This is a genomic window from Streptomyces sp. NPDC030021 (assembly GCF_055574035.1).
In genome coordinates, this window is record NZ_JBVIAH010000011.1 from 241,318 (window position 1) to 259,454 (window position 18,137).

Consider the following 18,137-nt stretch of genomic DNA (forward strand, 5'->3'; position numbering starts at 1 on the left):
ATGATTACTCTGTGTGAAGACCGTAACTCAACGCAATGACACCCGCGAGGCCTGTGGACAACTTCCCGAGCGGCGCCGGAATCGGCCCGGCTCAGCCGCCGGTGATGCGCCGCTCCGCCACGCCCAGGTGCTCGCCCACCCGGTTGACCAGCAGCGTCATCTCGTACGCGACCTGACCGATGTCGGACTCTGCGGCGCTCAGCACGCACAGGCTGCTGCCCGCGCCCGCCGCCATGACGAAGAGCGCTCCCTCGTCGTACTCGACCATCGTCTGCCGCACCTCACCGGCCCGGAAGTGGCGGCCGGACCCCTTGGCAAGACTCTGCAGACCCGCCGCGACAGCCGCCAGGTGTTCGGCGTCCTCCCGCGCCAGCCCCGCGCTCGCCCCCGTGACCAGGCCGTCGTTGGACAGCACCACCGCGTGCCGCACCTGCTGGACCCTGCGCGTCAGGTCGTCCAGCAGCCAGTCCAGTTGCTTGTCCAGTGCCATTCCCAGCCCCTCCCCGTTGACGTCGGCCACATGGCCGCGCCCCACCCCGCGTACTTGTGCCGCAAGCCTTCCCCACCAGCCCCTTTCGGGCAAGGAAGATGTCCTCATGGCGAAGAAGATGACTCAAGAGGAATGGCGGGCGTTCGTCTCGCACTCGACGCGCACCGGAAAGCTCTCCACCGTGCGTGAGGACGGAAGTCCGCACATCGCTCCCATTTGGTTCGTACTCGACGGCGATTCCTTCGTTTTCAACACCGGAAAGGACACCGTCAAGGGACGCAACCTCGCCCGCGACGGCCGGGTCGCGCTCTGCGTGGACGACGACCGGCCGCCCTTCTCCTTCGTCGTCCTCCAGGGCCGTGCCGAGATCAGCGGGTACAGCGACGGCGCCGACGAACTGCTCACCTGGGCAACCCGGATCGGCGCCCGATACATGGGCGAGGCACAGGCCGAATCCTTCGGACGCCGCAATGCCGTCCCGACCGAACTCCTCGTCAGGGTCCCGATCGACAAGGTGATCGCCCTCGCCGGTATCGCCGAATGACCGGCCCCTGACCCCCGATCCCTGACCCCCGATGGCGCCGACCGGGCCGGTTCACACGGAATCGGCCTGCGGCTCCACCGAGTCCAGCAGCCGGGCGGTGTGCACCCGCCCGGCGTACTCGACCAGCCTGATCAGCACTTCCTTCCCCGAGTCCCGGTCCCGCGCGTCACACAGCACCACCGGCGTCCCCTGCTCCAGGTCCAGGGCCCGCGAGACGTCGTGCGCCCCGAACCGCCGGGCGTCCGTGAAACAGTTGACGGCCACCACGAAGGGGATGCGCCGGTGCTCGAAGTAGTCCACCGCCGGAAAGCAGTCCTCCAGCCGCCGCGTGTCGGCGAGTACCACCGCGCCCAGCGCGCCCTGCGACAGCTCGTCCCACAGGAACCAGAACCGGTCCTGCCCCGGTGTGCCGAACAGGTACAGGGACAGCCCGGACCGGATGGTGATCCGCCCGAAGTCCATGGCCACCGTCGTGGTCGTCTTGTGGTCCACGCCGCCCGTGTCGTCGACCAGTTCACCCGCCTCGCTCAGCTGTTCCTCCGTCCGCAGCGGCCGGATCTCGCTGACCGCGCCCACCAGCGTGGTCTTGCCCACCCCGAACCCGCCCGCCACCAGGATCTTCAGTGCGAGTGCGGCCAGTTCGGGGTCCTCCTCGGGACCGGGATCCGCGCCCGGGGCCGGTCCGGCAGATCGGTCGTCATGCTGTCCCATCAAAGCGCTCTCAATCCCTCGATGACTTCACGCAGAATCCGCTCGTCCGGCAGTTGTGCGGGCGGTACGGGCCGGCTGACCTTGACGTGCCCGCCCTCCAGCAGGTCCCCGAGGAGCACCCGCACCACCCCCACGGGCAGGTCCGCGTCGGCGGCGAGTTCGGCCACCGACTGGGTCTCGGACCGGCAGAGTCCGAGCAGTGCCCGGTGTTCGGGGCCCAGCAGGGACTCGGCCGCCTCGTCCGTACCCGCCGGATCGACCGCGACCAGCGCGATCAGGTCGAAGCGGACGCCGTGGGGTCCCGGCTTCGTACGCCCGCCGGTCATGGCGTACGGACGGACGAGCGGGCCCGCGTCGGCGTCGTACCACTGGCCGTTCATGTGCCGGACCGCCGCCCTCAGCCGGCGGCCGGCGGGCGCGCCGCGAACCGGGGCGGGGTGTAGAGGTGCTCGCCGACCCGCTTCACCAGCCGGGCCATCTCGTAGGCGATCAGGCCGATGTCGGCACTGGCGGCACTGAGCACGGCCAGGCAGGAACCGTCGCCGGCGGCCGCGACGAAGAGGAAGCCCTCGTCCATCTCGACCATTGTCTGGCGCACGCCCCCGGCGTGGAAGTGCCGGCCCGCGCCCTTGGCCAGGCTGTGGAAGCCGGAGGCCACCGCGGCCAGGTGCTCGGCGTCCTCCCGGCTGAGCGCGCTGGAGGCGCCGACCGCCAGGCCGTCGTTGGAGAGGACCACGGCGTGCCGGACCTCGCGGACCCGGAGCACCAGGTCGTCGAGCAGCCAGTCCAGTTCGCCGGACCTGCGGCCGCCGTCGAGGTCGATCCTTTGGTGTTCGATCATCACACTTCTCCTTCGCTGCCTGCGTGAGGGGAGTTCTCCTGGGCGCCGCGGGCCCAGCCGGCCCGGTAGGCCGCCATCCGGTCCCGGGCCTGCTCCGGGCTGCGGCCCGGCGGCTCCTCGGGAAGGCGGGATGCGGCCGGGGGCTTCGGGGCGGGGGCCTCCCGAAGCTGCGGGACGAGACTGGCCTGGCGCACCCGGCGCGGCAGTTCCGTCACCGAGGCCGGGGGCACCGCGGCCGTCTGGGTACGGGCGCCCGCGCCGCCGGGGCCGCGCGGCCGGAGCGAAGCCACCGGGGCCGGGCGCGGCTCCTCGCCTACGGGGTTCGTCGGGGCCGGAGCCGGAGCCGGAGTCGGGGGCTGTGCGTCCTCCCGTACGACGGTCATGGCGGGTGGCTGGTCCGCCCTCGCCCCCGCCTTCGGTGCGGCGGCGGAGGACCGGGCGGAGGACGGGGACGGTGCTCGGGCCGGCGCAGGAGTCGGCGGCGCCGTGCGGGGCGCCGGGTCGGATTCCGGGGCCATGGCTGAGCCCGGGGCCATGGCTGAGCCCGGGGCCGAGCCGTGGGCGGAGGCAACGGCAGGCGCTCCGGCGGGGGCGCCGGCCGTGATCGCGCCCTGGAGCATGGAGTTGGGCAGGAGCACCACCGCGGTGGTACCGCCGTAGGGCGACGTGCGCAGGTGCACCTTCACTCCGTGGCGGGCCGAGAGGCGGCTGACCACGAAGAGGCCGAGCCGGTCGCTGTCGAAGAGGTCGAGGGATTCGGACTGCTCGATGCGGCGGTTGGCGTCGCCGAGGGTGTCGGGGCCCATACCGAGTCCGCGGTCCTCGACCTCCAAGACGTAGCCGGTGCCGACGGGCTCGCCGCTGACCCGGACCTTGGTGTGCGGCGGGGAGAACTGGGCCGCGTTCTCGATGAGTTCGGCGAGCAGATGGGTGAGGTCGGCCACGGCGCCCCCGACCACGGCGGCTTCCGCGAGCTGCCGGACCTCGATCCGCGGGTAGTCCTCGATCTCGGAGACGGCGGCCCGCACGACGTTCGTGAGGGGGACCGGCATCCGCCAGGCCCGGCCCGGGGTGGCGCCCGACAGGATGATCAGGCTTTCCGCGTGCCGGCGCATCCGGGTGGTCAGGTGGTCGAGGCGGAAGAGGTCACCGAGCTCGTTCGGGTCGTCGGCGCGCCGCTCCATCGAGTCGAGCAGCGTGAGCTGCTTGTGTACGAGGACCTGGCTGCGGCGGGCGAGGTTGACGAAGACCCCGGAGATCCCGCTGGCGAGTTCCGCACGTTCGACGGCGGCGCTGAGCGCGGCCCGGTGGACGGTGTGGAGCGCCTCGCCGACCTGGGTGATCTCGTCCTCGGCCGGCGGCCCGGGCGGGGTCTCGGCAGCGACGTCGATCTCCTGGCCGGCGCGCAGCCGTTCCATCGCCTGCGGGAGTTTGCGGTGGGCGATCTCCAGGGCGGTGTTGCGCAGCGAGACGAGTTCGACGACCAGCGCCCGGCCGATCCGGACCGAGATGACGAGGGAGGCGGCGACGGCGGCCAGGCCCAGCAGCACGGCGGCCCCGGCCGGGGTGAGCGCCCCTTCGGCGAACGGGTCGGCCCGGTCGGCGGCCGCGGCGTGTGCGGCCGCCTCGACCTCCCGCATCGAGGAGGCGATGGCGTTGTGGGCGGCCTCCCATCCAGCCGGCACCCCGCGGCTCTCCTTGGAGGTGCCCGCGGCCAGCGCCCGGTCCTCGGCGCCGGTGAGGTCGGCGTAGGCGGCGCTCTTGGCGGCGGACTGCCAGACGGCCTCCTGTTCGGCGGGGAGGTCACGGGCGGCGGAGTCGGTGAGCGCGCGGCGGGACTCGACGGCGCCGGTCAGCTGCCGAAGCGTTTCGGCGGTACGCGGGCCGGGGGCGGCGAGCAGCGCGTCCTCCCGGGACAGCAGTTCCGCGGCGCGGGAGAATTCGAGCAGGACCCGGGCGTCGGGGCCGAGTTCGGCCTTCTCCCCGCCGGTCAGGGCGCCGCCGACGGCGAAGGCGGAGTCGACCACGCGGGTGTAGATGGTGTAGGCGGCCTCGGGGGTGGCCCGGCGGTCGGTGATGTCCTTGCGCGACGGGGCCAGGTCTTCGGCGGCGGCTACGAACACCTCCAGCCGGACCACGATGTCGGAGCGGTAGTCGCCGGAGTCGGCGACGGTGTGCTGGTCACCGAGCCGCAGCCGCTGCACGGCGGCGTCGGTCCGGCGGGCCTGCTGGTCGAGGGCGCCCGGGTCGGAGGCGGGGTCGGCGAGCAGACGGACGGCGGCGCGCCGTTCGGCCTGGAGCTCGGTGACGGCGGCGGCGACGGGCGTGCGTATCTCGGTGTCGACCTGGTGGACGCGGCTGAGCCGGGCCATGTCCTGGGCGGTGTTGACGGTGGCGAAGGCCCAGAGGGCGAGGAGCGAGACGACCGGGACCATCAGCAGCGAGACGATCTTCGCCCGGACGGTGGCGGGGCGCAGCCGCAGCCGCGGCCGGGGTCCGCTCGCGCGCGCGGCGGGCGGGTGGGGCCGCTGGTCCCGGAGCTCCGCCGGTTCCTCGGCCGGCGGCCCGGCGTGGGCCCGGCGGCCGCGTGCCGGGGGCGCGGGCAGCCGCGGCGCCGCTGCTTCCGGTTTCCTGCGGGGTGTTCGCATGGGCTCCTCGTTCCGGGCGGTGCCTACGGGTGCGGTGGGGCGGGTGAAGCGGTGTGGCAGGTGGGGGGTGAGGCGGTGAGGCGGGTCGGGTGATGCGGCCGCGGCCATGGCCGGTGCGCGGCGGTGCGGTGCGGTGCGGTGCGGCAGGATCGGCCCGGTACACGGACTGCCAGTGCGCGCGATCAGTGCACGGTCACGGTGTGCTCCCCCAGGTGCCGGGCCGAAGCGGAGGCGGCGCGTTCGTCGATCGTCGGGGACAGCGCGACGAAGGCGGCGGTGATGAACAGGTAGGAGCCCAGCCCGACGGCGAGCGGGAAGATGAACTGCATGGCCGTGGCGCCGGGCAGGACCGCGTCCGAGGGGCTGACGCTGACGGCGACGGCCATCATCCCCGTGTAGTGCATGCTGCTGACGGCGGCGCCCATGACGAGCGAGGCGACGGCGACCGCCACCGGTGACTTGATGTTGAGCGCGGCCCACAGGGCGGCGGTCGCCGCGATCACGGCGATGGCGACGGAGAGTCCGACGGTGAGCGGATCGTAGGAGACGTCGCCGTGCAGACGCAGGGCCGCCATGCCCAGGTAGTGCATGCTGGCGACGCCGAGTCCGGTGGTCAGGCCGCCCAGTACGAGGGACCGGCCGCGCTCCTTGCCGTAGCCGACGGCGAAGACTCCGGCGCCGACGACCAGCACGGCGACGAGCAGGCTGAGGATCGTGAGCGGCACGTCGTAGTGGATCTCGGTGCCCGTGACCTCGAAGCCGAGCATCGCGACGAAGTGCATGGTCCAGATGCCGGTGCCGATGGCGGAGGCCGCGGTGAGGAGCCAGTTGCGACGGGAGGCTCCGGTCGTGGCGAGCGCGCGGACGGTGCAGCGCAGCCCGAGGGCGGCGCCGATCGATGCCATCACATATGACAGCGCGGGTGTCAGCCACCCATACGCGGCGTGGTCCAGATGTCCCAGGTGTCCCATGGCCACGGGACGCTAGTCCGGGTGAGGGCGCGAACAGGGGGCGCATTTCGAAAGCCGCTGGAACTGCTGGAATATGACAGAGCTACGTTCATCTCCGATCACACCACGCACCACCTTGCGCACGGTCCGCAGGGACACGAGCCGGAGCCGGTGGGGGATCATGGGCACATGAGCGACGACCACACACACGTGCAGGAGTTCTTCGGGGCGCGCGCGGCCGGCTGGGACCGCAAGTTTCCCGGGGACGGGCCCGCGTTCACCACCGCCGTGGCCGAGTTCGGACTGCTCCCCGGGGACCGCGTGCTCGATGCGGGCTGCGGCACCGGGCGGGCCATGACCGCGCTGCGCGCCGCCGTCGGACCCGCCGGGACCGTGCTCGGCGTGGACCTCACCCCGCAGATGCTGGCCGCCGCGCGGCGGGCGGGGCGGGACGCCGAGGGCGCCCTGCTGCTCGCCGACGTGGCCCGGCTGCCGCTGTGCGACGAGGTGCTCGATGCGGTGTTCGCCGCCGGGCTCATCGCGCACCTGCCCGACCCGGGGGCGAACCTGCGCGAGCTCGCCCGCGTGGTCCGCCCCGGTGGCGGGCTCGCACTCTTCCACCCGATCGGGCGAGCGGCCCTCGCCGCGCGGCACGGGCGCGAGCTGACCCCGGAGGACATGCGGGCCGAGCACAACCTCGGCCCGCTGCTGACCGGTTCGGGCTGGGACATGACCTCGTACGCCGATGACGACGACCGATTCCTGGTGCTGGCCGTACGCCGCCCCTGAATACACCCGTACGTCGGCCCCATGCCCGGGGTCCGCGGAGGTGCCCGGGATCAGGCCGGAGGCTGGGCCTCGGCTCCGGCGGGCCGGCGGGGATGGGGAACGGGGCAGCCGCCCGAGCCGGGCACGGGGAACGTGCCGAGCTCACCCACGTCGTAGCCGTCCGGGTACCCCTTGATCTCCGGGTTCTGGCGGGCGTAGTGCGGGGCTCGGCGCGGGGGCAGGAGCCGTACCGCGCGGCCGCGCAGCCACAGGGCGCCCTGGACGAGGCGCTGGACCGGGGCGCGCGGGGGCTCGTACCGGAAGGCGCCCAGCAGCGACTCGTCCAGGAGGGCGAGACTCGCGCGCCGCACGGCGGGGGCGACCGGCGCCGGGTACCAGGAGGCCATGAGGTCGAGGGTGGCGTCGGCGACCTTGCGGGCGCCTTCGTCCCACGCGAAGTGGGCCTCCTCGTAGGCGTCGAGGGTGGCTTCGAACTCCTCGTAGGAGCCCGGGATGTCCGTGATGCCCAGGTGGCGGCCGAGGGTGGCGTAGTAGTTCGCGCAGGCCCGGCGCTCGTGGTGGGTCAGCGGACGCCAGCCGTAGGCGTCCAGCCACCGCGCAGGAATCACCACGAAGGTGCTCAGGACGTACCGCATGTCCTCGTTCGAGATGTCGTAGCTGCGGTGCATCTGGTTGACACGGCGGATGGCGGTGCGCGCGGTGTCGCTCTCGAAGCCGTGCTCGACGACCGCGTCCAGGAGCAGCGCGGTGTCGTCGTAGCGCTTCTGGGTCCGGTCGGTGAACTCGGCCGTCTCGGCCAGCAGGCCACCGATGCTCGGGACGGCGTAGGTCCGGAACAGGGCGAGTTCCAGGGCGCGGGTGAAGTCCCAGGGGAACTCGTAGGTGGCGGTGAGCCGGTAGATGGCGAGGAAATCCTTGTCGGGATCGAGACGGAGGATCTCCCTCAGCCGATCGTAACGCTGCACCAGGTGTCCCTTTCTGTGGCGGGTTCCCAACTCTACGTGCAGGTAGCAGCCTTGGAAATCGTGTCCCGCAAGCTCTCGACGGGCGGGTTACCCGCTGGTTAAGGTGCGCCGACGAGAGAGCTACCAGGAGGCCAGGTGTCCGACGACGAGGGTGGCGGCTCGCTGTACGTGCTGACCGCTGTGCTGCTGACCCCGGCGCAGTTCCCCGGCATCCTGGGCGACGACTTCCCCGAGGCCTGCTCCCTGCTGGGCGTGGCGCCGAACCGGGAGGGGTACGGGCTGGTGCTCGGCCAGGACGAGGAGGGCGCGCGCTGGACGGTCGTCGTGGACGACGTCTCGCTCGTCGCGACGGCCATCGCCTCCTGGGACTGCGGGATGGAGTACGACCTGTCCCCCGACGAGCGGACGATCGTGGTCTCGCTGGCGGGCTGGCCGCTGGAGTTGTCGGTGGCCGCGTCCGGAATCCCGGAGCCGCACGATCCCGAGCAGGGAGCGGACGGTACGGGGCGGGTCCCGCTCGCCCCGCCCTCGGCGGACGCCTGGGGTCCGGTGCAGCGGCGGATGGGCGCGGACCAGATCGCGCGGGAGTGGGCGGACTGGCGGGAGCGCGTGGCCACGGACGGCGGGGCGGCCGCCGCCGCGCACCCCGGGCTCGCCCGGGCGCTGGAGGAGGCCATGGCGTACACGAAGACCCCGCCACCGCCCGGCCGGGTGCGGTCCTCGTTCGCCGGCGAGGGGGCCCGGACGCTGCGGGTGGACGGGCCCGGCTGGTCGCTCGTGGCGCGTACCGGCGAGGCGGCCTTCGTCCTGCTGGACGAGGAACCGGGTGAGGTGCTCACGGTCCCCCACGAGGGGGACTCGGAACAGCCGGACCTGCCGGACCTACTGACGGCGCTGGACCGCATCGCGGTCCGCCCGTCGTGAACACGAGCCGGAGCGGGAGACGGCCGTGACGGATGCGACAGATGCGACAGATGCGACGGCGATAGCGATAGCGAATAGCGGCGGCGACGGCAGCGGCTCTGATGCACGACCCATACCGGGCGGTTAGTCGGTACCCGGCCTCTCCTGAATCGAAAAGAACCGGCCAAGAGGGCCGAAAATCGCTCTGGATCCCCTTCCTCCGGAATGATCGAATCGGCCAGTCAAGCGGCTCAAAGGTGCGCACCTCGCACCTGCGGCCCATTCCACGACGGAGGCCATTCTTGAATTCCATGTCCTACCTGGACCTGCACCGGGAAGTCTCGCAGGACATCGACGCGGAGATCGACACCGCGCTGGAGCGGCTCGGCCCGGTGGCGAGCACGACCAGGAACTCAGTGGCCAAGCTCTTGGAGCAGCGCAAACTGAGACATCCTCTCTCGGTGCTGCCGCTCCTCACGCACGCCATAGAGACCGGTAATCCGAGGCCGGCCATTCCGCTGTCCGCCGTCCACCTGCTGTGGTGGACCTCGGCCTGCTATCTCGACGACCTGGCGGACGCCAACGGCGCCTCCATCTCCGGCGAGCTCACCGAGAACGAAGCGCTGCTCGCATCCGTCATCACGGGGAACTCGCTCCCCATCCAGATCCTCCTCGCGCAAGATCTTCCGGAGTCGGCGCGCAGCGCGCTGATAACCGAGATCCTGAACGGCTGGATCATCGGTGTCGACGGCCAGATCGACGACATGCGCGGGGACATCTGCGGCGCCTCGCGGAAATCGGTGGTCGAGACGTACCGCGGCAAGTCCGGCGCGCCCTTCGGAATGATCACGGCAATGGCCGCGATATTCTCGGGAACAACGGCCGAGAAGGTGGAGCTGTGGCGTGAATTCGGCTACGTCTTCGGCATCCTTTGGCAAATATTCAACGACCAGGAAGACATCCTGTCCGGCCGCAACGAGGACCTGCTCAACGGCACGGTCACCTATCTCCTCGCCTCCGTCATCGAGGACGCCTCGCCCGATTCCCGGGACCGCATCCTGGGCCTGTGCGCCGCCGCCGGGCGCTCGCAGCAGGCCAGGGCGGAACTCGACGGACTGCTGCGGACGCCCGCCGCCCTCGACCGGTACCGGGCGGAGATCGACGCATTCCGCGCCGAGGGGTACCGGATCCTGGACGAACTGGGTGGCGACGAGACCTACTCGCCGGTGCTCCGGCACCTCGTGGACCACGCGTCCCAGATGCTGCTGGAAGCGGACCTCGGCCTGGCCGTCGTGAGCGGCGCCGCCTGACCCGCCTGCCCCGGCTGGCCACGGCTTTCGGGCGTCACCGCCACCGGGCGGGGTACGTGTCCGAGCGCCGCCCCGCGGCCATGCCTGCCGGGCTCCGCACCGAAGCCGGGGCCCGGCCGCCCCGCCGGGCGACCGCGCGCGGCGGCCGCGGTCAGCGGCCGATCTGCTTCCTGGACATACCCCGCAGCCGACGCCGCTGGGAGGAGTCCAGCAGGAGGTAGGCGGCGACCGGCACGCCGATCAGGACCAGCAGTCCCGCCCAGAACCCCACGGTCCAGAACAGCACGATGGCTGCCACGACTCCGGCAACCGCGATCTTTCCGCTCGTGGACATCTGCGGACACCTCCTTCTGCCGTCGACCAACTACTACCCGCTCAACGTGCCGTCGAGACCACACGTTCCCCGACACCCGAACGGTCTTCGAAGTGACCCGGGTCACGGCCACGCCCACATCGTCGGGCGCCCTCGGTGGGGTAGCCTCGGCCACCCCGCACCCGGTAGTCAAGTTTGAGGAATGCGTGCTCTCCGAGATCTCCGGCCTCATCCACCACCACTCCGCCGTGTTCCTTCCCGCCGACCCGGCCCGCGGCGGCCGGATCGCCCTCTGGCGGACCGACGGCAAGACGCCCGACGCCCATGCCGGTGTTGGTGCCGGTGCCGGTGCCGGTGCCGGTGCCGGTGCCGGTGCCGACGGCCGTCCCGGTCCCGGCAGCTCGGAGGAGCTCACGGTCATCACCCCCGACCTGCGCCGGGCCACCGTGGTCACACGCGTCCTGTCCGTGGATGAAGCCCTGCCCCTGCTCACCCGTGCCCGGTCCGCCGCGGCCGAGGCGGGCACCGCCGCAGCCCGGGCCGGGACCGCCGACCGGACCGACGGGACCGGCGGCTCCGCCACGGCGTTCTGGGGCGCCGCCGCACTGCTCGCCCTGCGCTTCGCCGCGCGCGGACAGCTCCTGCCCGGGCTGAGCCCCGCCGGCCACGACGCCTGGCGGATCGGGCCGCTGGAGGCCGCCGACCTCGACGAGGTCCGGGAACTGGCCGCCGCCATGCCGCCCGCCGCCCACTGCGTGCCGCTGAACGCCGACGGGCCGCCCCGGCTGCCCGCGCCGGAGCCGCTGCTGCGGGCCTTCCTCGACGCCGTCGCCGACACCCTCCCCCGTTCCCCCGCCGCGCCCGCGGCCGCCGGTGGCCCCGCCTACGCCGACCGCCCGCCGCAGCTCCACCCCGAGCTGCGCGGATGGGCCGCCGAGGTGGCCGCCGGCCATGACGCCGGAGTGCGGATCTCCCTGCGGATCGAACTCGACCGAGTCCTCGGCCCGGCCGCGGAACAGCACCCCGAAACCGCCCCCGCCTTCCGGGCCGTCCTGCAGATGCACAGCCTGGCCGACGCCGCCCTCGTCGCCGATGCCGCCGACGTCTGGGCCGGATCAGGCGCCGCTGCGGCCGCCTTCCCGCCCGGCGCCCGGATGGACGCCCTCCGCGCCCTGCGCCGCGCCTCCCGGCTGTGGCCCCCGCTCGCCCCGCTGCTGGGCGCGGCCGTCCCGGACGCGGTCGAACTCGCCGACGAGGAGGTCACGGAGCTGCTCGGCGAAGCCGCCGCCGCCCTGGCCGCCGACGGGGTCCAGGTGCACTGGCCGCGCGGGCTCCGGCGGGACCTGAACGCCCGGGCCGTCCTCGGCTCACCCGACGACACCACCGCGAGCGCCCGCCCCTCCGGTCTGCTCTCCCCCGGCGCCCTGCTCTCCTTCAGCTGGCGCCACGCCCTCGGCGACCAGGGCGATCTCACCCGCGCCGAACTCGACTGCCTCGCCGAGGCGAAGCGCCCCCTGGTCCGGCTGCGCGACCAGTGGGTCCTGGTCGATCCCGCCGAGGCCCGCCGGGCCCGCGCCCGCCAGGACCGTGAGATCTCGGCCGCGGACGCGCTGGCCGCCGTACTCACCGGGTCGGCGGAGATCGACGGCAAGCGGGTCGGCGTAGAGGCCACCGGTCCGCTGGAAGGGCTGCGCGCGCGCCTCGCCGCCGACCCGCAGGAGGCCTCCGACGCCGCGGCCGACGCCCCCGGCGCGCCGCCGGAGCTGCGGGCCACCCTGCGGGACTACCAGCTGCGCGGCCTGCGCTGGCTCGCCCGGATGACCTCGCTCGGCCTCGGCGCCTGCCTCGCCGACGACATGGGCCTCGGCAAGACCGTCACCCTCATCGCACTGCACTTGCACCGCAACCGGCCCGAGAACCCCGCCACCGCCGGACCCACCCTGGTGGTGTGCCCGGCCTCGCTGCTGGGCAACTGGCAGCGGGAGATCGAGAAGTTCGCGCCCGGCACCCCCGTACGCCGCTTCCACGGCCCGGGCCGCAGCCTCGCCGGACTCACCGGGCAAACCGGGCTCACCGGGCTCACCGGGCTCACGGGGGAAGCAGGGGGATTCGTCCTCACCACCTACGGCACCATGCGCCTGCACGCGCCCGAACTCGCCACCGCCGGCTGGGGCATGGTCGTGGCCGACGAGGCCCAACATGTCAAGAACCCGCGTTCCTCCACCGCCAAGGCGCTGCGTACCATCCCGGCCCCGGCCCGCGTGGCCCTGACCGGCACCCCGGTCGAGAACAACCTCGCCGAGCTGTGGGCCATCCTCGACTGGACCACTCCCGGGATCCTCGGCCGCCTCGGCACCTTCCGGTCCCGCTACGCCGACCCCGTCGAGAGCGGCCGCGACCCGCAGGCCGCCGCCCGGCTGTCCGCGCTCGTGCGGCCGTTCCTGCTGCGCCGCAAGAAGTCCGACCCCGGCATCGCGCCCGAGCTGCCGCCCAAGACCGAGACCGACCACACCGTCGCCCTCAGCCGCGAACAGACCTCGCTCTACGAGGCGGTCGTACGCGAGACCCTCGCCGCGATCTCTGAGGCGGACGGGATGGAGCGGCGCGGTCTGGTGGTCAAGCTGCTGACCTCCCTCAAGCAGATCTGCAACCACCCGGCCCACTACCTGCGGGAGCACAGCCCGGCGGAACGCGGCGCCAAGGAGGCCGGTGGCGGTGGCGGTGGTGGCGGCGGTGCCCGCTCCGGAAAGCTGGAGCTGCTCGACGAACTCCTCGACACGGTCCTGGCCGAGGGCGGCTCGGTCCTCGTCTTCACCCAGTACGTGGCGATGGCCAGGATCCTGGAGAAACATCTGGCCGGCCGCGGGATCGCCTCGCAGTTCCTGCACGGCGGGACGCCGGTGCCGCGCCGTGAGGAGCTCGTCGACCGTTTCCAGGCGGGCGAGGTCCCCGTGTTCCTGCTGTCCCTGAAGGCGGCGGGCACCGGGCTGAACCTCACCCGGGCCGGGCACGTCATCCACTTCGACCGCTGGTGGAACCCGGCCGTCGAGGAACAGGCCACCGACCGCGCCTACCGCATCGGCCAGACCCAGCCCGTACAGGTCCACCGAATCATCGCCGAGGGCACCGTCGAGGACCGCATCGCACAGCTCCTGGGCCGCAAACGCGCGCTCGCCGACGCCGTCCTCGCGGGCGGCGAGGGCGCCCTGACCGAACTGACCGACCTGACCGATGCCGAACTGGCCGAACTCGTGGCACTGCGCCCGACCGCGCGCGGGGAGTGAGCGATGAACACCCGGGACCCGTACGAGAAGACCTTCCCGGCCGTGGCGCCCACCCGTGGCCGCGGCTTCGCCCACACCTGGTGGGGCCATGCCTGGCTGCGCGCCCTGGAGGACAGCGCGCTCGACGGGACGCAGGTCAGGCAGGGGCGCCGGTACGCGCGCTCGGGCGCGGTCGGCGCGGTGTCGGTACGCCCCGGCGGGCTCACCGCAGTGGTGCGCGATCCGGACGGGACGGCGCACCGGACGGACGTGCTGGTCCAGGAGTTCTCGGAAGCGGAATGGGACCGCCTGCTGGATCTGGCCGCCGCGGAGGCCGGGCACATCGCCGCGCTGCTCGACCGGGAGGTGCCGCCGGAGCTCGCCGAGGACGCGGCCGCGGCCGGGGTGGAACTGCTGCCCGGCATCGGGGACCTCGATCCGCGCTGCGACTGCGGCGAGTGGGACCACTGCCCGCACACGGCCGCGCTCTGCTACCAGGTGGCCCGGCTGCTGGACCAGGACCCCTTCGTGCTGCTGCTCCTGCGGGGCCGGGGCGAGCGCGAGCTGGTGGACGAGCTGGCGCGGAGGAGCACGGCGGAAGCAGCAGGTGATGCTCCGCGGACGCCCACCGACGAGGGGGTCCCGGCGGCGGAGGTCTTCGCGGCGGGCGCCGTCCTTCCTGCCCTGCCCCCGGTGCCGGGGCTGCCACAGGCGCCGGGCCGGCCGCCGACGCTGGACACCGAGGCCGGACCGGAACCACGTCTCGACGTGGACGCGGTGGAGTTCCTGGCCCGGGCGGCCGCGGCCGAGGCCCACCGGCGGCTCGCGGAGGCGCTGGCTCCGGGACACGCCGATCGCGCCCCGGCGGCCCCGCTCACGCACGCCGAAGACGCCGTACGACTCACGGCCGAGGCTCATGACTTCCGGGTCCGCTCCCGCCTGGCGGCGGCTACCGGACGCAGCCGGGCCGACATGGAACTGGCCGTACGGGCCTGGGGCTTCGGCGCGGCCCCGGGCCTCGCGGCGCTGGAGGACGACTGGACGCCGGACCGGAGCACACTGGCCCGTGCCCGTGCGGCCCTGGCCGCGGCGTGGGCGGACGGGGAGGCGCCCGTGCTCCGCCGGGTCCGCGCCCGCTGGACGGAGGCGGGCACCGGCCGCCAGCTCCGGCTGGGCCGGGAGGGGCGCTGGTGGCCGTACCGCCGAGAGGCGGGCCGGTGGATCCCGTCGGGGCCGTCCGCCCCGGACCCCGGTTCGGCGCTGGAGGCCGATCCCGCCCCATGAGGTTTCGGCCCGCGCGGGCCGCATACCGCCGGCGCCCTGGCCGACGTACGGCTTGCCGGGACCCGGTACCGGGACGACGATGGGGACGCTCCGCAGCCCGGTGACTCCGCAGCTCCGTCACTCCGCGGCTCGGTTGCTCCGTCATTCCGCAGCTCCGCAGCTCCGTAACTCCGTACCGCGGCACCACGGGAGGGTGACATGGGCGATCCTTCGGTGGCGCTGCCGGGCGGGGCCGATCCGGCCGCGCGCACGCGCGAACTACGGCGGGCCCATGCCGCGTTCACCCGGGACGGGCGGGTCGAGGAGCCGGTCCGGGCGGTCATCGCACGGTCCTGGCGGCGGTGCGCGCGGGCCCGGCTCAGCCCGGAGTGCGCGCCCCGGGTGGAGCTGGCGGAGGCGGAGCTGCGCTCGTACCGCGAGGAGCACCCGCTGGCCCGGGTGATGCCGCTGTTCCGGGATCTCGTCGGGGCGTTCGCCGCGCACGGGGCGCATCTGCTGGCGGTGTGCGACGCGCGGGGCAGCCTGCTGTGGGTGGAGGGCGAAGCGGGCACCCTGCGGAGGGCCGAGGGCCTCGGCTTCGTCCCGGGTACGCGCTGGGCGGAGTCGGCGATGGGGACCAACGCGCCCGGGACGGCGGTCGCGACGGGCGAGCCCGTGCAGGTCTTCGGGGCCGAGCACTTCAGCCGCCGGGTGCACCCGTGGACCTGTGCGGCGGCCCCGGTACGGGATCCCCGGACCGGCAGGCTGCTGGGCGCGGTGGACATCACCGGGGGCGACGGCCTGGCCCACCCGCACTCCCTCGGCTTCGTGCAGGCGGTGGCCCGGGCGGCGGAAGCCCAGCTGACCCTGCTCGAACCGGATCCGCCGGCCGCCCGGGACACGCTCGCCGCCCTCGGCCAGGACGAGGCACTGCTGGTCACCGCCGGTCGCACGCTCCGGCTGGGGCGGCGGCACAGCGAGATCATGGCGCTGCTCGCGCACCATCCCGAGGGCTTGTCGGGCGAGGAGCTGGCGATCGCCCTGTACGAGGACGAGTCGGTGTCACCGGTGACGTTACGCGCCGAGATCTCCCGGCTGCGCGCCCTGCTGGGGCCGTCGGCGCCGCTTTCGCGCCCGTATCGCACGGCCGGTCCGCTGGACGCGGATTTCACCGCCCTGACGCGGCAGTTGGCCGCCGGGGCGGTGTCCGCGGCTCTCCACCACTACCCCGGCCCCCTGCTGCCGGCCTCCACCGCGCCCGGCATCGTCCGGCTGCGGCGCCGGATCGAGGACCAGGCGCGGGCGGCCGTGATCGCGCGGGCGGATGCCGGGCTGCTGACCGACTGGGTGTGCGGCCCGTGGGGCGCGGACGACCCGGAGGCGTGGCGGGCGCTGGCGGCCGCGCTGCCGCCGGAGCGCAGGCCGGCCGCGCTGGCCCGCGTACGGGCCCTGGACCGGGAGTTCGGTGTGCGCCCGGACCCGGACCCCGGTGGACGGCGGCGTGCAACGTATCCGCAACCTGCCCGCTCCTAGCCTCCACCCGAGCGCTGTCCGACGGCGGCCGGCGCCCGGCAAGGGGAGGACACCATGGCCCGCTACGCTGCGCCCGGTACCGAGGGGGCGCTCATGTCGTACGCGTCCCGCTACGACCACTTCATCGGCGGCGAGTACGCTCCGCCCGCCCGCGGGCGGTACTTCGAGAACCCCTCCCCCGTCAACGGCCAGGTCTTCACGGAGGTCGCCCGGGGCACGGCCGAGGACGTGGAGCGGGCGCTGGACGCGGCCCACGCGGCGGCGCCCGCGTGGGGGCGTACCTCGGTCACCGAGCGGTCGTCGATCCTGCTGCGCATCGCGGACCGGATGGAGCAGAACCTGGAGTCCCTCGCGGTCGCGGAGACCTGGGAGAACGGCAAGCCGGTGCGGGAGACCCTGGCGGCCGACCTGCCCCTGGCCGTCGACCAGTTCCGGTACTTCGCGGGAGCGCTGCGCGCGCAGGAAGGCGCGCTGAGCCAGCTCGACGACGACACCGTCGCCTACCACTTCCACGAACCGCTGGGTGTGGTCGGGCAGATCATCCCGTGGAACTTCCCGATCCTGATGGCGGTGTGGAAGCTGGCCCCGGCGCTGGCGGCCGGGAACACGGTGGTGCTGAAGCCGGCCGAGCAGACCCCGGTGTCGGTGCACTACTGGCTGAGCCTGGTGGCGGACCTGCTGCCGCCGGGCGTGGTCAACATCGTCAACGGCTTCGGGGAGGAGGCGGGCAAGCCGCTCGCGTCCAGTCCCCGGGTGGCGAAGATCGCCTTCACCGGGGAGACCGCCACCGGCCGGCTGATCATGCAGTACGCGGCCGAGCACCTGAAGCCGGTCACCCTGGAACTCGGCGGCAAGAGCCCGAACCTCTTCTTCGACGACATCTGGTCGACGGACGACGACCTGCGCGACAAGGCCCTGGAGGGCTTCACCATGTTCGCCCTCAACCAGGGCGAGGTGTGCACGAGCCCGTCGCGCGCGCTGATCGAGCGGGGCCGGTACGGGGACTTCCTCGACGCGGCCGTGGCCCGCACCGAACTGATCGTGCCGGGGCACCCGCTGGACACGGACACGATGATCGGGGCGCAGGCGTCGGAGGAGCAGCTGAGGAAGGTCCTGTCGTACGTGGAGATCGGCCAGCGGGAGGGCGCGAAGATCCTGACGGGCGGCGAGCGCCGGGAACTGGAGGGCGATCTCGCGGGCGGCTTCTACGTCCAGCCGACCATCTTCGAGGGCGACAACCGTATGCGGATCTTCCAGGAGGAGATCTTCGGGCCGGTGGTGTCGGTGACGTCCTTCCAGGACTTCGACGACGCCGTACGGATCGCGAACGACACGGCGTACGGCCTGGGCGCGGGCGTCTGGACCCGCGACATCAACACCGCCTACCGCGCGGGCCGCGCGATCCAGGCGGGCCGCGTCTGGACGAACTGCTACCACGCCTACCCGGCACACGCCGCCTTCGGCGGATACAAACAGTCGGGCATCGGCCGCGAGACCCACAAGATGATGCTGGAGCACTACCAGCAGACGAAGAACTTATTAGTAAACTATTCCCCCAAGAAGCTCGGCTTCTTCTAAAAGGTTGAGCACGGTGTCTGACCTGCGTAAAAAGAC

Annotated in this window: 16 protein-coding genes; 8 read left to right on the plus strand and 8 right to left on the minus strand. The window is 73.2% G+C overall.

Features of this window, described 5'->3' with window-relative positions; translation table 11 throughout:
• Positions 1 to 91: 91 nt before the first annotated feature.
• On the minus strand, positions 92 to 490 hold the full coding sequence (locus tag ACZ4YL_RS23060) for a roadblock/LC7 domain-containing protein (RefSeq protein WP_189734290.1): 399 nt from the start codon (positions 488 to 490) through the stop codon (positions 92 to 94).
• Between the two features lie 106 nt (positions 491 to 596).
• Between ACZ4YL_RS23060 and ACZ4YL_RS23065 the strand changes: the two genes are divergently transcribed.
• Positions 597 to 1,034 carry a PPOX class F420-dependent oxidoreductase gene (locus ACZ4YL_RS23065; RefSeq protein WP_468118918.1) on the plus strand — a complete coding sequence of 146 codons (438 nt, stop codon included), beginning with the start codon at positions 597 to 599 and terminating at the stop codon, positions 1,032 to 1,034.
• Between the two features lie 51 nt (positions 1,035 to 1,085).
• Here the strand turns inward: ACZ4YL_RS23065 and ACZ4YL_RS23070 are convergent, their stop codons facing one another.
• From ACZ4YL_RS23070 to ACZ4YL_RS23090, 5 genes are all read right to left on the minus strand, one after another.
• Complete coding sequence (locus ACZ4YL_RS23070; protein ID WP_468118920.1) at positions 1,086 to 1,748, minus strand: GTP-binding protein; 663 nt, start codon at positions 1,746 to 1,748, stop codon at positions 1,086 to 1,088.
• Positions 1,745 to 2,125, minus strand: coding sequence for a DUF742 domain-containing protein (locus ACZ4YL_RS23075; protein ID WP_351156820.1), 381 nt, complete (start codon positions 2,123 to 2,125; stop codon positions 1,745 to 1,747). Before ACZ4YL_RS23075 ends, ACZ4YL_RS23070 begins: the two co-directional genes overlap by 4 nt.
• Positions 2,126 to 2,142: 17 nt before the next feature.
• Entirely contained in the window at positions 2,143 to 2,586 is a 444-nt protein-coding gene (locus tag ACZ4YL_RS23080; protein WP_161289274.1) for a roadblock/LC7 domain-containing protein, read from the minus strand.
• On the minus strand, positions 2,586 to 5,234 hold the full coding sequence (locus tag ACZ4YL_RS23085; protein WP_468118922.1) for a sensor histidine kinase: 2,649 nt from the start codon (positions 5,232 to 5,234) through the stop codon (positions 2,586 to 2,588). The genes ACZ4YL_RS23080 and ACZ4YL_RS23085 overlap by 1 nt, the downstream gene beginning before the upstream one ends.
• Before the next feature lie 182 nt (positions 5,235 to 5,416).
• Positions 5,417 to 6,196, minus strand: a complete 780-nt coding sequence (locus ACZ4YL_RS23090) for an MHYT domain-containing protein (RefSeq protein WP_468118969.1) — start codon at positions 6,194 to 6,196, stop codon at positions 5,417 to 5,419.
• A 177-nt stretch (positions 6,197 to 6,373) separates the two neighbouring features.
• On the opposite strand from ACZ4YL_RS23090, the gene ACZ4YL_RS23095 reads away from it, so the two are divergent.
• A complete protein-coding gene (locus ACZ4YL_RS23095) occupies positions 6,374 to 6,973 on the plus strand; it encodes a class I SAM-dependent methyltransferase (protein WP_468118923.1) in 600 nt (199 codons plus the stop codon).
• 50 nt (positions 6,974 to 7,023) lie between these two features.
• Here ACZ4YL_RS23095 and ACZ4YL_RS23100 read toward each other — a convergent pair whose 3' ends face one another.
• Complete coding sequence (locus tag ACZ4YL_RS23100) at positions 7,024 to 7,941, minus strand: oxygenase MpaB family protein (protein WP_468118971.1); 918 nt, start codon at positions 7,939 to 7,941, stop codon at positions 7,024 to 7,026.
• Between the two features lie 132 nt (positions 7,942 to 8,073).
• Between ACZ4YL_RS23100 and ACZ4YL_RS23105 the strand changes: the two genes are divergently transcribed.
• Both ACZ4YL_RS23105 and ACZ4YL_RS23110 read left to right on the plus strand, forming a co-directional pair.
• Complete coding sequence (locus ACZ4YL_RS23105) at positions 8,074 to 8,862, plus strand: hypothetical protein (protein ID WP_468118925.1); 789 nt, start codon at positions 8,074 to 8,076, stop codon at positions 8,860 to 8,862.
• A 290-nt stretch (positions 8,863 to 9,152) separates the two neighbouring features.
• Positions 9,153 to 10,151: a polyprenyl synthetase family protein gene (locus tag ACZ4YL_RS23110; RefSeq protein ID WP_468118973.1), complete on the plus strand. Its 999-nt coding sequence runs from the start codon at positions 9,153 to 9,155 to the stop codon at positions 10,149 to 10,151.
• Between the two features lie 151 nt (positions 10,152 to 10,302).
• On the opposite strand, the gene ACZ4YL_RS23115 is transcribed toward ACZ4YL_RS23110, so the two are convergent.
• Positions 10,303 to 10,485, minus strand: coding sequence for a hypothetical protein (locus tag ACZ4YL_RS23115; protein WP_030014871.1), 183 nt, complete (start codon positions 10,483 to 10,485; stop codon positions 10,303 to 10,305).
• Positions 10,486 to 10,670: 185 nt separating this feature from the next.
• Here ACZ4YL_RS23115 and ACZ4YL_RS23120 point away from each other — a divergent pair, with 185 nt between their 5' ends.
• From ACZ4YL_RS23120 to exaC, 4 genes are all read left to right on the plus strand, one after another.
• Positions 10,671 to 13,748 carry a DEAD/DEAH box helicase gene (locus ACZ4YL_RS23120; RefSeq protein ID WP_468118927.1) on the plus strand — a complete coding sequence of 1,026 codons (3,078 nt, stop codon included), beginning with the start codon at positions 10,671 to 10,673 and terminating at the stop codon, positions 13,746 to 13,748.
• Positions 13,749 to 13,751: 3 nt separating this feature from the next.
• Entirely contained in the window at positions 13,752 to 15,011 is a 1,260-nt protein-coding gene (locus ACZ4YL_RS23125; protein WP_468118928.1) for an SWF or SNF family helicase, read from the plus strand.
• Positions 15,012 to 15,209: 198 nt separating this feature from the next.
• Positions 15,210 to 16,523: a GAF domain-containing protein gene (locus tag ACZ4YL_RS23130; RefSeq protein WP_468118930.1), complete on the plus strand. Its 1,314-nt coding sequence runs from the start codon at positions 15,210 to 15,212 to the stop codon at positions 16,521 to 16,523.
• A gap of 54 nt (positions 16,524 to 16,577) precedes the next feature.
• Complete coding sequence (gene exaC, locus ACZ4YL_RS23135; RefSeq protein ID WP_468118932.1) at positions 16,578 to 18,101, plus strand: acetaldehyde dehydrogenase ExaC; 1,524 nt, start codon at positions 16,578 to 16,580, stop codon at positions 18,099 to 18,101.
• Positions 18,102 to 18,137: the final 36 nt, after the last annotated feature.

What these genes read in the sequence shown, in the direction of transcription:
- ACZ4YL_RS23060 (WP_189734290.1), bottom strand. Translation starts at nt 490, where the DNA reads ATGGCACTGGACAAGCAACTGGACTGGCTGCTGGACGACCTGACGCGC.
- ACZ4YL_RS23065 (WP_468118918.1), top strand. Translation starts at nt 597, where the DNA reads ATGGCGAAGAAGATGACTCAAGAGGAATGGCGGGCGTTCGTCTCGCAC.
- ACZ4YL_RS23075 (WP_351156820.1), bottom strand. Translation starts at nt 2,125, where the DNA reads ATGAACGGCCAGTGGTACGACGCCGACGCGGGCCCGCTCGTCCGTCCG.
- ACZ4YL_RS23080 (WP_161289274.1), bottom strand. Translation starts at nt 2,586, where the DNA reads ATGATCGAACACCAAAGGATCGACCTCGACGGCGGCCGCAGGTCCGGC.
- ACZ4YL_RS23085 (WP_468118922.1), bottom strand. Translation starts at nt 5,234, where the DNA reads ATGCGAACACCCCGCAGGAAACCGGAAGCAGCGGCGCCGCGGCTGCCC.
- ACZ4YL_RS23095 (WP_468118923.1), top strand. Translation starts at nt 6,374, where the DNA reads ATGAGCGACGACCACACACACGTGCAGGAGTTCTTCGGGGCGCGCGCG.
- ACZ4YL_RS23110 (WP_468118973.1), top strand. Translation starts at nt 9,153, where the DNA reads ATGTCCTACCTGGACCTGCACCGGGAAGTCTCGCAGGACATCGACGCG.
- ACZ4YL_RS23115 (WP_030014871.1), bottom strand. Translation starts at nt 10,485, where the DNA reads ATGTCCACGAGCGGAAAGATCGCGGTTGCCGGAGTCGTGGCAGCCATC.
- ACZ4YL_RS23125 (WP_468118928.1), top strand. Translation starts at nt 13,752, where the DNA reads ATGAACACCCGGGACCCGTACGAGAAGACCTTCCCGGCCGTGGCGCCC.
- ACZ4YL_RS23130 (WP_468118930.1), top strand. Translation starts at nt 15,210, where the DNA reads ATGGGCGATCCTTCGGTGGCGCTGCCGGGCGGGGCCGATCCGGCCGCG.
- exaC (WP_468118932.1), top strand. Translation starts at nt 16,578, where the DNA reads ATGGCCCGCTACGCTGCGCCCGGTACCGAGGGGGCGCTCATGTCGTAC.